This window comes from Virgibacillus doumboii, from assembly GCF_902806455.1.
GTDB classification, from domain to species: domain Bacteria; phylum Bacillota; class Bacilli; order Bacillales; family Amphibacillaceae; genus Lentibacillus; species Lentibacillus doumboii.
Genome location: NZ_CADCWQ010000001.1, coordinates 341,521 through 355,697, shown reverse-complemented (window position 1 = coordinate 355,697; position 14,177 = coordinate 341,521). Strand labels below are relative to the sequence as shown.

Sequence of the window (14,177 nt, the reverse complement as noted above, 5' to 3'; positions counted from 1 at the left end):
TAAGGAAAAAAGAGCTAAACGAAGGAGTAAGTCCATGGATAACTGGAAGAAAATCGTCCGTCATGAACGGTTTCGCTATCTTGATCATTCGGAAAAAAAATTTTTTCACGGGAAGCTATATACAGCACTGACATCTTTTGCGGTGGATGATGTGTTGGCACTTTTTGTGAACGGGTCTGGGTCGGCGCCGGCTGTTCGGCTTTGGGTGCATCCCGATACGGTAGTACTTGGCATTCCAGATGCACGTCTGCCTTATTTGAAAAAGGGAGTCGAACTGCTGGCTGAACACGGATATAAGGCTGTCGTCCGGAATTCCGGCGGGCTTGCGGTAGCGCTTGATGCAGGTGTTCTGAACATTTCGCTGGTACTGCCGGATGTAAAGCATCTATCGATTCATGAATGCTACGAAGCAATGGTCAGCTTTGTACAGCACATACTGTGGGATTTGACTGATGAAATAGAAGCATATGAAATTGTCGGCTCGTATTGTCCCGGGGATTATGACTTGAGTATCGGCGAACGAAAATTTGCAGGAATCTCGCAGCGGCGTGTTAAAGACGGTGCAGCCATTCAGATTTATTTGGATGTGGAAGGAAAAGGTGTGGAGCGTGCCGAGCTGATTCGTGATTTTTATGATGTGGCTCGTGGTGGTGAGGAAACGAAATTTGACTACCCTGAAGTTAATCCATCCGTGATGGCTTCTTTGTCGGAACTGCTGGGTATGGAACTGACAGTTGATGAGATGAAAAAACGAGTGCTTGGTGCACTGCAGGAATTGAGTGAAGAGATAGTAACGGATGAATTTTCCGAAGATGAGCTGGAGCAGTTTGCGAAACGGTATGAGCAGATGGTGAAGCGGAATGAGAAAGTGGATGGGATGCAGTGAGACTGTTGAATGAGTTTACCGCCCGCTCGATTTTGATTGCTGCTCGCTCGATTCGATGTGATCGTTGAAGTCGCTCGATATTCGGTGTGTGTCGCGCAATTTGAAGATATTGTCGCTCGAATTCAGGTGTGTGTCGCTCGTTTTGGGGCGGTTGTCGCACAAATTTAGGTGTCTGACGCACGTTTGGGAGCTGTTTTCGCATAAACTTAAGGATTGCTCGCTCGTTTTAGGGCTGTTCCCGAGGAGTTTTGGGGAAAATCAGGCTTTTATTAACGAAAATCGTATATTTGACAGTATAATTAAATAGAATTATAATAAGAATAGAATAAGGTACCGAGTAGTGCAAACTACCCGGCACTGGCAACTACAAACTGCATAAAGAGCAGTTGGCCAGTTAACAATGTTGGTCTACCTGAGAAGTAATCGCTGACCTTGGTGTGGGAGCGGTTACTTCTTTTTTATCAGGTAGACGACAATCGTTATAATTAATGTCAGCATGGCTATTTGTAATAAACCAAATTGTGCCAGCAGACTTAAAACTTCATATGTCGTCATCCTGCCACCTCCCTTGCTTAAGCATATCGCGTGACTTAAGGGACAAGGAATGATGGCCAACCGCCCACTATACCTATGTAGTTGCTCTCTATACTATATCATAACTTTCAGTAGATTAATAGCAAAAAGGGAATGTTTGTTCTTATTTATTTCCAAGCAACTTATAGAAATGCAAGATAATTCTTTTGAACCTAAAAAGCGCACAGCCTTAACTGTACGCTCCTCCTCATTACGCCTGTGCCGCCGTAATAAGTGCCAGCTTATAAACATCATCCGAACTGCATCCGCGCGACAGGTCGTTCACCGGTTTATTCAGTCCTTGCAGAATTGGACCGACCGCTTCAAATTCGCCAAGGCGCTGGGCAATTTTATATCCGATGTTGCCTGCTTCCAGACTTGGAAAAATGAATACATTCGCGTCACCCTGCAAAACGGAGTCCGGGGCTTTTTTTGCCGCGACACTAGGGACAAATGCTGCATCAAACTGGAATTCACCGTCGATTAGGAGTGACGGATTCTTTTCCTTGGTCAATTTGAGCGCGTCGACCACTTTCTCCGTTTCTTCCGACTTTGCCGATCCCTTCGTTGAAAAGCTGAGCATGGCAATCCGTGGGTCAACATCAAACAGCTTGGCCGTATTGGCGCTTTCTACTGCTATTTCAGCCAGGTCCTGACTGTCCGGATTGATGTTAATTGCACAGTCGGCAAACACATATTTTTCATCGTTGCGGACCATGATGAAGACGCCTGATGTTTTTTTAATGCCTTCTTTTGTTTTAATGATCTGCAGTGCGGGTCTGACTGTGTCGGCTGTTGAATGAGCCGCACCGCTGACCAGCCCGTCCGCCTGATTCATATGGACAAGCATTGTTCCGAAATAATTTTCATCCAGCAAAATTTCACGTGCTTCTTCAGCGGTTACTTTACCTTTCCGTCGTTCCACAAACGTTTCCACCATTAATTCAAACTCCGGAAAATTTTTCGGGTCGATGATTTTGCATGAAGTAACATCAACATCTGCTTTCGCCGCATTCTGTTTTATCGTATGTTTATCACCAAGCAAAATCGGCGTTAAAATCCCTGAGGCACTGAGTTGGCTGGCAGCAGTCAGCACCCGCTCATCCAGTCCTTCCGGAAAAACAATAAATTTATTTTCAGCTTTTATTTTATCAGTTAACTGCTCAAACAGATTACTCATTGGCAGAACACCTCCTGATTTCATCTTAATCGTTTTATTATTTTCATTAAAGTTTTATAACTTGGTTATCACAGTTATTTTGACGGAACGGTGACAAAAGCCTTGTCCATGATTATCCTACCCTAGTTGTGATATAGTAAAAACATATGATGAATTATTTTTAACAGATGAAGGAGAGATATAACATGGCAGCAGCTGAAGCAGTTGAAACATTGGACGGCTGGTATTGTCTGCATGATTTACGAACTATCGATTGGACAGCCTGGAAATTGGTATCAAAAGAGGAACGCGAAGCAGCGGTTCAGGAATTCAAGGACTTGCTTACCAAATGGGAGGCAGTCGAAGCTGAAGAAAAAGGAAGTCATGTTCTTTACAAAATTGTCGGCCAAAAAGCTGACTTGATGTTTATGTTTTTGCGCCCGACAATGAACGAGCTGACCGATATGGAAACAGAATTTAATAAATCCAAATTTGCGGAGTTCCTTGTTCCGGCTTATTCCTATGTGTCGGTTGTGGAAATCTCCCAATACAGTGGCAGAAACTCGGTGGATGATCCAAAAATACGGGAACGACTCTATCCAATTTTACCAAAGTGGGAGCACATATCGTTTTACCCGATGGACAAACGCCGGCAGGGTGAAGACAACTGGTATTCCCTTGGCTTTAAGGAACGGGCCAAACTGCTTTATGAGCACAGTAAAACCGGCCGGAAATACGCCGGCGAGATAAAGCAGATTATTACCGGTTCATTCGGCTTTGATGATTGGGAATGGGGTGTGACACTGTTTGCCAAAGACGTGCTGCAATTGAAAAAAATCGTCTATGAAATGCGTTTTGATGAAGTAAGCGCGCGCTTCGGTGAATTTGGCGCATTCTTCGTTGGAAATCACCTGGCAAAAGATGATGTAGATTCTTATCTGCATGTTTAAGTCTTTTTGTTCAACGTTTAACAGAATAAAAAAAGTAATTGCCCCGCTCAACAATCGGGGCAATTACTTTTTTTATTGGAAAAGTGGTTTTGTCGAAGTTCACAATCTTTGTGTCGGAAGTTCACAAACTTTTTGCCGAAGTTCACAACTGTTTTGTTTGAAGTTCACAATTAAAATGACGGAGTTCACAATTTCCTTCCCGGCTGCCCCACATGAGCAAATAAGACACAGGACCTGTCCCCATGTCTCCCCCCGAATCCTCCAAAAAAATCTCCCTGTACACTGTCATTTTCCGCTCCCGTCCTGCATACACATATCTAGTAGACCTAACAGCATGAGTAGCAGAAATGAGGTGTATTTGGTGTGGCCGTAATTCGTTACACTGAAAAAGGCGTAAAATTATTGGCAAGATTAATGCGTGCGGAAGCAGAAGGCGACGGCAGACTTGGAATGCTTATGGTTGGAAATACCGGTGTAAATCGGGTCCGTGTTGATTGTCTCGATTTCACTGATATAAATACAATTAATGAAATGGTTTTCCAGAGTCCGGGGGGCTTTGAAGCTGTTCAGAAAGGATATTTTTATCAGGCTGCCAGGGAGAAAGATAAACGGCTGGCACGAAAGACTATAAATGGTAAACGATATCACCCGGCATCCAACTCTTTATGGTTTTTCAGACCTGAGGGATCATGCCCGGCACAATGGTTTGGCCAGTGGAATACTGGCAGATACAAGTCTCACTGTTTTTTTGCACCAACATCATCTGAATGTCCAAAAGCTTACTAAACATCAGGAGGTATTTCTATGAGTGAAAATGAAAATGCAAATCAGCCTTACCCAAATCCGTACTACTACCCGCAGGCATTACAGGCATTTTATCCAGCATACGACCCAAGACAAGTACCCCAAAACCAACCACAAAATCAGCCACCAAACCAGCAGACACCACCGCCTGCAAACGGTAATGGAATGCTCCCAATGGAACAGTCCTACATTGAAAATATTCTTCGTTTAAATGAAGGAAAGCGTGCTACTGTGTATATGACATTTGAAAATAATGACCAGTGGAATGCGAAAGTGTTCAGAGGTATTATTGAGGCAGCTGGCAGAGATCATATCATCTTGAGTGATCCGCAAACAGAAAAAAGATATTTACTGCTGATGATTTACCTTGATTATATAACGTTTGAGGGAGAAATTAATTACTCTTATCCATATGGCTCCAATCAAATGTCCGCTTATCCGCCACGGTAATCCTTTATGCATTAGAAAAACTTGGATCAGGACCAAGTTTTTCTAATGCTTTCATTCTATTAACGACCGCTTTATTGGCTGTTACCCAACAGGGGGAAACATAAATGAGACATCCGTATGAGAAATTTATCCGACTTGAATTATTAACCCTTGGATTAGTTGTCGTTACTGGACTTATTGCAATTTTCCAGGGTTACCTGATTATTATGTTCTTCAGTTTATATCTGCTGTCAATCAGTATTTTTTGTGAAGCACTTATTGCCCTGAACACACCGCATTCCACTGAAGGAGTGAAACAGTTTGCCAAAGCCGTCATGCTGCTGCTTATTACGACTGTACTTCTTTTCCAATTATAGAAATTTAATGGCAGCATATCCCAGCAGTACCCAGCCGATCAGAAATGCAACCCCGCCAAGTGGTGTGATCATGGCAAATGTTTTCAATCCGGTAGTTGAATAGATGTACAGACTGCCGGAGAACAGCAAAATTCCGATAAAAAACATCCAGCCTGCCCAGGCCATTCCACTAGTCTGGATTTTCACCATCAGGAGCCCGGTAACGAGCAAGGCCATCGTATGAAACATTTGATAGTTTACAGCTTTATCCCATGTATTCAGCGCTTTTTCGGACAACTTCCCTTCCAGTCCATGTGCCCCAAATGCTCCCAGGGCAACTGCCAAAAATCCATTTATCGCTCCAAGAATGATAAATAACTTCATTTTTTCTCCCCTCATTTCCTGCTGTTAAAAGTCAAATATGGAATCACCATTTGCATCATCATCGTTGATGGTTGTTTTTGTATATTTTCGTTTCGTGTCATTGGTACCGATCATCGCTTTCATTTCTTCTTCGGTTATTTCATTATCAGTGGATGGCGTGGCACTTATTTCGCCCAATAATAATTCACACAGAAGCTGTACATTGGCTATATGTTTTTCCATCGATTTGCTATCGTTAGCCTTTTTCTTTGCTTCGGTCAGTTCATTCATCATTTTTTGTATAATTGTCTCGTTCGCCACTGCCATTGATATCACTCCCTGCTTCTTTCCGAACACGTTTAAGTATAACATTTTCCAAATACATAAAAAAAGCCTTGGCGCTTCCAAGACTCTTATCTCTGTCTTTGATTATGCATTTATATGCTGCTGCTCCTCGTTATAGCGTTCATCCAACCATTGCAAAAACTCCATTTCGTTTTCATGCAATTGTCTGCCAAGCTTCTCTTCTGTTTCTTTCCGCAACAATGTTAAAAAGCTTTTCATAACGCCATAATCCCCCTAGCAATAACAACATATTCATATCCGTTCCTATTGTATCGTTATTACGCAGAGGAATCAATACAAAATTAACAATTTACTTAATTTACTGATTATATTTACCTATATATCTGTCATTTTTTAACTATAATTGGAATAGGCGGTTGCTTTCGTTACTTTATTAAAGCGATTTTTATTCTTTATTAAACTTAGTTGGACTGTCAAGAACTGCCACTGCCGGCATCTCAAAAAACCTTCCGTACTGGTACTGCTGGGAATAGGTGGTGCTTAGGGAAAATGCTAAAGTTCACGATGAATTCGCTGAAGTTCACAGCAAAAACGCTAAAGTTTAAGCCATTGAAGAAGCAGGGCCCATTCCTGGGACCTGCTTCTTCAAATTTTCATTGATCTTCCAATTTTTCTTCCAGTTCTGTGATTCTTGCCCGTAATTCATTAATATCTTCTTTTGTAGCCAACCCCAGATCCTTTGCCAAATCCTGTGTTTGTTCATATTGTCTGGTGTTCCATTCATCTGTTTTCATTTCGCCTTTTTCAACAAAGTTACGCATTACCGTTCGTGCCTGTTCCTGGGTGAGCTCATTTTTTTCCACTAATTCCTTGAGCTTTTTGTCCAGTTTTTCCTTACCACTTACAGCTGCTCCCAATCCGAGTAAAAAACCCTTTTTTAAAAAGTCGCTCATGATTAACACTCCTGCCTTCTATTTTTTATTATAGGTTCCGATTTCTTAAATTATTACTTCAACCTTAACACACTAGTATATTAAACTTTAAAGAAATGCTTGCCTTATCATACTTTACCCTTATCCCTGAGTCTTTTAAACCACATAATATGCTGTCTGATTAGCGCTGGAATTGTCGGCAAAGTCATACTTTTTGCCCATGAAAATAAGAAATCCGTCGCAAAAATAGTACAATTTTACTATTCATAATTTTTTGAATTTTTATCATAAATTCTATATAATAAAATCATATGGCAATCCACTGCTATATAAATACTATGAATCCAGGGAGGTTTTTTATGAGAAAGTCAGTAAAATCAGTAGCATTATTTTCAGCAATAGCTTTAGTATTATCTCTTATGGTTCCAGCAGCAAGTTTCGCAGCTTCAGATGATGGACTTGGGGACACGGTTTCCAACTGGGACAAAGAACGGTATGGTGATACTGTTGATATTACGTCTCAGTTGAACAAGAAATCTCAAGATGAGGAATTTCAGAAGAAAGCTAAGCAACAGATTAAGGAAGCCGCCGATGAGGTTCAAAATAAGTTAAACAATGTAGGTAATGGTTCAAGCAACAGCCCTCATTTCACTTATGACGGCGGAACAAAGCTTTTTCTTACCCAAGGCGCAAATAATAGTTTAGTATTTAAAGAATTTACATTACGCAGTGTCGGTGAAAACGTGGAAATATGGGTTGCCAATGACTTGAGCTTTCCTGAAGGAGACCCGCGTGATCCGCAAGTTGTCACTCAAGAACAAGTGGACAAGCTTCGTGATGAATTCGATTCAAATATTTATCCATCTGTAACCAATTTCTTTGGAACACCGGATTCATTGGACGGAAGTAACGCAATAGCCCCAGGGATGGTTGGTCTTCCTGGAGATTACTACAAGTCAGAAAATGGTAATGATAAAACACTCATGCTTGTCGATAACATTGTTGATGAGAATTACTATAATCCTGACTATCCATTCTTTGTAGCCGGATTCTTCTGGCAAACGCTGGAATTGTATATGGATCGCAACATTATAACTATCGATACAAATAATTGGGAAGAACGTCTGGAGAACACTTTCTTCGGAACAACCATTCATGAATTTCAGCATTTAGTACATGCGGATAATGACTCTGACGAAACTTCATGGTTAAATGAAGGGTTCTCAACATTTTCTGAGTATCTGGGCGGATATGGTCATGATGCCGGTTCAATCAACTTCCTGCTTGACCATCCGGAAAACTCGCTGACAGCCTGGGACGAGCATGTAGATGCTGAAACAGGTCCGGAGACAATTGCTGACTATGGACTTGTCTACCTGTTTACCCTTTATAACTATGAACAATTTGGACAAGACTTTATCCTGGACGTTGCAAAAAGTCCATTAAACTCAATCGACAGTTACAACCAGGCATATGAAGAAAACGGTATTGACGAAACATTCCAGAGCGTTTATGAGAAATTCGTAACAGCAGTAATGATTGACGATGCAGCTAATATCAAAGGTAAAAAAGGCATTTACGGTTTTGAAACAATTGACTTGCGTGAACTTCCTGTCGATGACGAAGGTACGCCACGCGGCACAACAGTTAATTTCGAAAAAGCCAAGCTATATGAAAAAGACGGTGTCCCTGCATGGGGTGCTGACTACAAAAAATTGGACTTTGACAGCAAAATTAAAAATATTACCTTTGACGGAATTGACTTCCAGCCGGTTAAATGGCAGTCAGTTCAAGATCCACTGGGCTCTTCAAACGAAGTCTACTGGGGCAATGAAGGTAATGAAGTTGATAACAATTTAATCTTTGAAGCTGATTTATCGAACGTTTCAGAAGCAACACTTACATTTGATCATTATCAGCAGATTGAAGAACAATGGGACTTTGGCGCTGTTCAGGTTTCAACCGATAACGGTCAAACGTGGACAAGTCTGGCAAATGAAAACACCCGTACAGACATTACCGATCAGGGATATCCGAAGATTAAAGAAAATCTCCCTGGATTTACAGGTCTGAATGAAGACTGGCAAAAAGAAACGTTTGATTTATCTGAGTATGCGGGACAGAAAGTTCACATTTCCTTTCGCTATATGACTGACTGGGCGTCAAACCAGGCAGGGTGGTTTGTTGATAATATCGCCATTCCTGAAATCGGTCTGAGCTATGACGGAACAAGCGTTGAACCATTCATGTCAAAAGCGGAGCTGCTTGAAAACTATGTTAACTACTCCGTTACATTCGTTAATAAGGATAAACATGGAAAGTACAAAGTAAGGCATGTTGATCCATTTAATGTTACCGAGGAAGATGCATTGCAGCTGCGCCAGTTGTTCAAAAAAGGTACAAACTACATGACAACCTGGTACTCAGCACCATCTGATAAAGTTAACCCTGTTCCATTCGAATATGAAATCGAACTGAAATCAAACAATGGAAAAGGGAACAACGGTAAGGGTAACAATGGTAATAACGGTAATGGAAACAATGGCAGAGGAAACGGTAACCGATAAACTACCGGTATGAAAAGGGTTGATCATCGATTCGGTGATCAGCCTTTTTTCATGGTGGTTATATTTCCAAATGTCCACTATACTTAAAACAAAGCATTTTCATAAGGGGGATACCATGAAAAATAATTCGTATGAAATTGCGGATCATCTTAAATTTATTATTCCTTCATTAATCGGTGTATTCTTGTTTATGACACCAGTCGGCACCGATGATGGTATGACGATTCCGATTGCTGTTTTAGCAGGATGGGTACAGTCGGAACTTGGCGGTCAACTTTCATTAATCATGATGATCATTATTGTTTTGACAGCGATTATGACTGTATTTGCAAGATTACCAGGAAAAGAAGCTTTACAAAAAACGCCTTTTTTTCAGCAGTTATTTCACGTCAGTATATTCTGGACCATCACGCGAATTCTGGCAGCTATTTTCGCAATCATGGTTTATTTTCGTCTGGGGCCGGAAGCAATACATGGTGGAGCTACAGGACAATTGCTTTTAGGTGACCTGCTTCATGTGCTGTTCGCTGTGTTTTTATTTGCTGGACTATTTTTACCTTTATTAATGAATTACGGTCTGTTGGATTTATTCGGTACGTTGATGACAAAAATCATGCGTCCGTTATTCAAACTTCCAGGGCGTTCATCGATTGACTCACTCGCTTCCTGGATTGGTGACGGTACAATTGGTGTACTTTTGACAAGTAAACAGTATGATGATGGATATTATACGAAGCGTGAAGCTGCAACGATTGGTACAACTTTCTCCGTTGTTTCCATCACGTTTACTCTTGTCGTTATTGAGCAGGTTGGGCTTGGTCATATGTTTATTCCATTCTATCTGACTGTAATTGCCGCCGGGTTTGTTGCAGCTCTGATCATGCCACGGATTCCCCCACTTTCAACTAAAGCAGATACATATGTTTCAGAAGCTGAAGGTGGTATTGAAGAGGAAATACCTGAGGGCTATAACAGTTTTACATTTGGATATAGGAAGGCATTGGACCGGGCTTCAAAAGAATCCAGTGTTTATAAGTTTTTTAAAGAAGGCGGCCAGAACATCCTTGATATGTGGATGGGTGTTGCGCCAATTGTTATGGCTTTCGGGTTGGTTGCGCTGATTATAGCTGAATATACACAGGTGTTCTCCTGGCTCGGCCTTCCATTTATTCCATTACTTGAGCTAATGCAGGTTCCATATGCCGAGGCTGCTTCGGAAACAATTTTAATTGGATTTGCTGACATGTTTCTGCCCGCGATAATCGGGGCATCAATTGAGGCGGAAATCACCAGGTTTATTATTGCTGCCTTATCGGTAACCCAGTTAATTTACATGTCTGAAGTCGGTGGCTTATTGCTTGGTTCAAGGGTTCCGGTTTCATTCAAAGATTTATTTGTGATTTTCCTGTTGCGAACCCTAATAACACTGCCGATAATTGTACTGATCGCGCATATGATATTTTAAATTACAAACAGCCCACCATTACAAAATGATGGGCTGTTTTATATAAATATATCAACTATAGGGGGTACTATACTATACGATTTAACGGAAATTTTGTTTCGTTATTTCTGTAATTTTTTTCGTTTTTAATGAAGTATTTTTGGGTACTTCCCAATCTGCTGTCTCCTGCACCGATTCTTTATCTACAAGATTCATATCATAGCCAAGCTGTTCTGCCGTTTCACGCATAAATTCGTAAAAGCTCATGTATCTTTCAGGTCCTGCGTGATACGTACCTGTTACGTCATTTTGAACCAACTCTATAATTACATTTGCGAGATCGTTCACATGTACGAACGTCCTGATCAGATCATCGCGAAACGCTATCGATTTCCCCGAACGTAAATGATAAGCTAATTTATCGGTGCGATCATCCAGTCTTCCGATTTTATTTTCGCCATAGATAGGTCCTGCCCGCAATATCACATAATTTGTAAGTTTTTTTGTTATGAAATGCTCCGCTTTAACTTTTGCATTCGCATAATTACTGTACAAATGATCATCGGGGAGTTTTGACATCGTGTCCTCTTCACTGTATGGCCCCTTGCCTTCTGTAAAGACAAAGTCAGTTGACATATAAACCAATTTTGTCTGCGGTGTTAAAAAAGTCATCAGATGCATGAGACCCTGGTCAGTAAGCTCATGTTCATTCGGGCCGCTCATCACCGACCACACGACAACATCCGGCTGTTCCCGTTTATAAAAATCCGAAAAGGACTCCGGCTGATTAATGTCCAGCTTATACAGGTCATCAAACATGGCTGGATCTTGCAAATATGTGCCGACAACATTGACGTCCGGTGTTTCCTTCAGCAACTGATATACGGATGCGCCTGCATATCCACTTGCTCCAAATACACATACTTTCATCTGTTTCACCTTCCCTTTTCCCTGGTGGAATTAAGCGTGATGTTGATGTTTCTCATTGTCCCGGTGTCTAAACGTATTTTTGATAATGGATGCTTTTCCTTCAATAAACGGCTGCCAGATTCCCTGAATCGGTTTGCATGATAAAACAAGTACTATCGCTCCGGAAATCACGGCCAGCCCAACTAAATCTAATAAATTATTTACCTCAAACCAATTCGCCTGGCGAAAAAACTGAATGAAAAATCCGTGTAAAAGATAGACATATAATGTTCTTGCCCCAAGATGTGTCAGCCTTGTATTTGTTTTTGGAATCCATGCAAGCACACTGACCGTCATTATCCCTGCTGTAGCATAAACGAGTAATCGGGCAAACACGCCGAACTCCGGCATCCCGAGATCCCCGTATGATTTGGAAGCAAGCAGCCAGCCAGAATTGAAATCCGGCGCAATATAAATTGCCACTGCTGCTGCAGCCATGATACCAAAGGAAATTATTTTGACACTTTTGTGCTTCAGAAACAGTACATGTTCTTTGGTTAACCAATAACCCATCAAAAAGAATGGGAAAAATACAAAGGTCCGAGATAAGCTGAATGTGTGTCCTATCTCGCCAAAATAACCAACAATTAACCCGATGGCGATGGAAATGCTTATGCCGGGTAAAGCCTGGATTTTTTTAAACCAAGTCAGTAAAATGTGCCAACTGAACAGGCTGAACAGAAACCATAGTGACCAATGCGGGTAGAATATTCCCGTTTGCCAGCCTTCTTTTCCAATGAAGAAATAATATCCGGTATAAATAACCTGGAAAATTAAATATGGCAGCAGCAATTTTTTGGCTAAATTGGTGATATATTTTTTGTTCCCTGAACCTTTCGCAAAAAAACCTGACAATAATATAAATGCTGGCATATGGAAGGTGTATATCCATAAATATAGTGAGTTCATTCCACGTGAGCCGTCAGTGAACGGCTGTATCATATGACCAAATACGACTAAAAAAATCAAAACTAACTTTGCATTATCAAAGTATGCATTACGCTTCATGTTCCTCATCCCTTTTAAGTCCATAATCATCCGGTGTATTAATGCTATACCCGTTTCTAAACAGAAATACGATAGCAAACCGACGATTTCATGAGGTTGTTATTGAACTGTAAATAGAATGAAAAAATGATAAGTTAGTGTAATCAAATTATAAGGATGTTCTCGTAGTTGAGACAATGCTTCTTTTGGTGATTTACAGACTAATTCGGTCTCTTTTTCATCGAGATAGCGCTCCTCTTGATGGTTTCTAACCTAAATCGGTTTCTTTCTCATCGTGACAGCGCTCCTCTCAATGATTTCAAGCCTTGTTTCTGCATGAATTTGAGAAATCACTTCCAACACAACGAGCACAACCATGCATTTCCACAGCTGCGGACTAATTGCTATTTAAGTTCCGTCACATTTTATACCCCTATGTCAAAACAACAATCTATGCGAAAACGGCCAATTAAAATATGGCTCCAGATTAGCGACATACGTTAGTGAAAAAACTTCATTCGCTTGGTGCCGGATATGACAATGATAAGCCTGGATTACCTTGCCACCTTCTTCTTTTGTGTAGCGGTTTTTGATTTCCGTTTGGTTTTGGGTTTGTCCTTTTCCGCCCGGTCCAGTGATGCTTGAAGTGCGTCCATCAGATTGGTGACATTATCCGGTTTCGGCTTTTCTTTTGCCGTTGCAGTTTCGTCCTGGTTTTTCTTCTCCTCAATTAAATCGAGCAAAGCAGTACGGTATTCATCTTTATATTTTTCAGGGTCAAATTCCGTCGACAGCTGATCGATCAACATTTTGGCTGTGTCCAGTTCTTTCTCGGCTGTGTTGGATTCTTCCGGAACATTAGGAACATCCTGGACGTCACGCACTTCATCAGGATAATGGATTGTCTCCACAACTAGCGTGTTTTTGTAAATCCGAATTACCGCCAATTGCTCTTTTGACCGAATCATCATTTTGGCAATGCCAATCTTCCCGGTTTCTTCAAGTGCCGACCTTAACAGCGAATAGGCTTTTCCCCCGCCCTCACTCGGGGACAGGTAATAGCTCTTTTCAAAATAAATCGGATCAATCTCGTCCAATTTTACAAAATCCATTATTTCTACTGCTTTGTCACCCTGTTCTTTTTTCAGATTTTCCAGGTCTTCATCATCGAGGACGACGAACTTATTTTTGGCATATTCATAAGCTTTTACAATTTCATCGCTTTCCACTTCACGATCACAATTAGGACATGTGCGTTTATACTTTATTGGGGACTGACATTCCTTATGCAACTGCCGTAACTTTACGTCTTTGTTTTCAGTTGCAGCATGCATTTTCACCGGAATATTCACCAGTCCGAAACTGATTGTTCCTTTCCACATCGTGTGCATGGTTTTGCCTCCTTTTTTTCCTAGTTTGCCGAGTTGAAGCTGATTTTATCCTTTTGATAAT

General features: G+C 41.1%; 16 protein-coding genes. 7 read left to right on the top strand and 9 right to left on the bottom strand.

The annotated features are described in order from the left end of the window. The first annotated feature begins 34 nt into the window (after positions 1-34). Entirely contained in the window at positions 35-886 is an 852-nt protein-coding gene (locus tag G6R02_RS01695) for a lipoate--protein ligase family protein (RefSeq protein WP_164667540.1), read from the top strand. A 447-nt stretch (positions 887-1,333) separates the two neighbouring features. Here G6R02_RS01695 and G6R02_RS20005 read toward each other — a convergent pair whose 3' ends face one another. Next, positions 1,334-1,441: a putative holin-like toxin gene (locus tag G6R02_RS20005; protein ID WP_246202490.1), complete on the bottom strand. Its 108-nt coding sequence runs from the start codon at positions 1,439-1,441 to the stop codon at positions 1,334-1,336. A 229-nt stretch (positions 1,442-1,670) separates the two neighbouring features. Then, positions 1,671-2,639, bottom strand: a complete 969-nt coding sequence (gene pta / locus G6R02_RS01690) for a phosphate acetyltransferase (RefSeq protein WP_164667539.1) — start codon at positions 2,637-2,639, stop codon at positions 1,671-1,673. 185 nt (positions 2,640-2,824) lie between these two features. On the opposite strand from pta, the gene hemQ reads away from it, so the two are divergent. The 4 genes from hemQ (at position 2,825) to G6R02_RS01670 (ending at position 5,178) form a co-directional block, all read left to right on the top strand. Then, positions 2,825-3,568: a hydrogen peroxide-dependent heme synthase gene (gene hemQ, locus G6R02_RS01685; protein WP_164667538.1), complete on the top strand. Its 744-nt coding sequence runs from the start codon at positions 2,825-2,827 to the stop codon at positions 3,566-3,568. Between the two features lie 363 nt (positions 3,569-3,931). Then, positions 3,932-4,354 (top strand): cell wall hydrolase, encoded by a 423-nt coding sequence (locus G6R02_RS01680; protein ID WP_164667537.1) that lies wholly within the window; start codon positions 3,932-3,934, stop codon positions 4,352-4,354. Positions 4,355-4,372: 18 nt separating this feature from the next. After that, the gene (gene gerQ / locus G6R02_RS01675; RefSeq protein ID WP_164667536.1) at positions 4,373-4,822 is read left to right on the top strand and encodes a spore coat protein GerQ; all 450 of its coding nucleotides are present in this window, start codon (positions 4,373-4,375) and stop codon (positions 4,820-4,822) included. Positions 4,823-4,926: 104 nt separating this feature from the next. Next, positions 4,927-5,178, top strand: a complete 252-nt coding sequence (locus G6R02_RS01670) for a hypothetical protein (RefSeq protein ID WP_164667535.1) — start codon at positions 4,927-4,929, stop codon at positions 5,176-5,178. Here the strand turns inward: G6R02_RS01670 and G6R02_RS01665 are convergent. The 4 genes from G6R02_RS01665 to G6R02_RS01655 all read right to left on the bottom strand — a co-directional run bounded on the left by G6R02_RS01665 (position 5,173) and on the right by G6R02_RS01655 (position 6,779). After that, positions 5,173-5,541: a DUF423 domain-containing protein gene (locus G6R02_RS01665; RefSeq protein ID WP_164667534.1), complete on the bottom strand. Its 369-nt coding sequence runs from the start codon at positions 5,539-5,541 to the stop codon at positions 5,173-5,175. The two genes, G6R02_RS01670 and G6R02_RS01665, sit on opposite strands and share 6 nt — an antisense overlap. 24 nt (positions 5,542-5,565) lie before the next feature. Then, entirely contained in the window at positions 5,566-5,847 is a 282-nt protein-coding gene (locus G6R02_RS01660; protein ID WP_164667533.1) for a YwdI family protein, read from the bottom strand. Positions 5,848-5,949: 102 nt separating this feature from the next. Beyond that, positions 5,950-6,084: a hypothetical protein gene (locus G6R02_RS20210; protein ID WP_281347078.1), complete on the bottom strand. Its 135-nt coding sequence runs from the start codon at positions 6,082-6,084 to the stop codon at positions 5,950-5,952. Positions 6,085-6,479: 395 nt separating this feature from the next. Then, positions 6,480-6,779, bottom strand: a complete 300-nt coding sequence (locus tag G6R02_RS01655; protein ID WP_164667532.1) for a phasin family protein — start codon at positions 6,777-6,779, stop codon at positions 6,480-6,482. Between the two features lie 338 nt (positions 6,780-7,117). Here G6R02_RS01655 and G6R02_RS01650 point away from each other — a divergent pair, with 338 nt between their 5' ends. Together G6R02_RS01650 and G6R02_RS01645 are read left to right on the top strand one after the other, a co-directional pair. Continuing rightward, the gene (locus G6R02_RS01650; RefSeq protein ID WP_164667531.1) at positions 7,118-9,325 is read left to right on the top strand and encodes a choice-of-anchor J domain-containing protein; all 2,208 of its coding nucleotides are present in this window, start codon (positions 7,118-7,120) and stop codon (positions 9,323-9,325) included. A gap of 115 nt (positions 9,326-9,440) precedes the next feature. Continuing rightward, a complete protein-coding gene (locus tag G6R02_RS01645) occupies positions 9,441-10,790 on the top strand; it encodes a YjiH family protein (protein ID WP_164667530.1) in 1,350 nt (449 codons plus the stop codon). A gap of 81 nt (positions 10,791-10,871) precedes the next feature. On the opposite strand, the gene G6R02_RS01640 is transcribed toward G6R02_RS01645, so the two are convergent. The 3 genes from G6R02_RS01640 to ku form a co-directional block, all read right to left on the bottom strand. Next, positions 10,872-11,699 carry a sugar nucleotide-binding protein gene (locus G6R02_RS01640; protein ID WP_164667529.1) on the bottom strand — a complete coding sequence of 276 codons (828 nt, stop codon included), beginning with the start codon at positions 11,697-11,699 and terminating at the stop codon, positions 10,872-10,874. Between the two features lie 30 nt (positions 11,700-11,729). Further along, on the bottom strand, positions 11,730-12,746 hold the full coding sequence (locus G6R02_RS01635; RefSeq protein ID WP_164667528.1) for an acyltransferase family protein: 1,017 nt from the start codon (positions 12,744-12,746) through the stop codon (positions 11,730-11,732). A gap of 533 nt (positions 12,747-13,279) precedes the next feature. Continuing rightward, on the bottom strand, positions 13,280-14,116 hold the full coding sequence (gene ku, locus G6R02_RS01630) for a non-homologous end joining protein Ku (RefSeq protein WP_164667527.1): 837 nt from the start codon (positions 14,114-14,116) through the stop codon (positions 13,280-13,282). Positions 14,117-14,177: the final 61 nt, after the last annotated feature.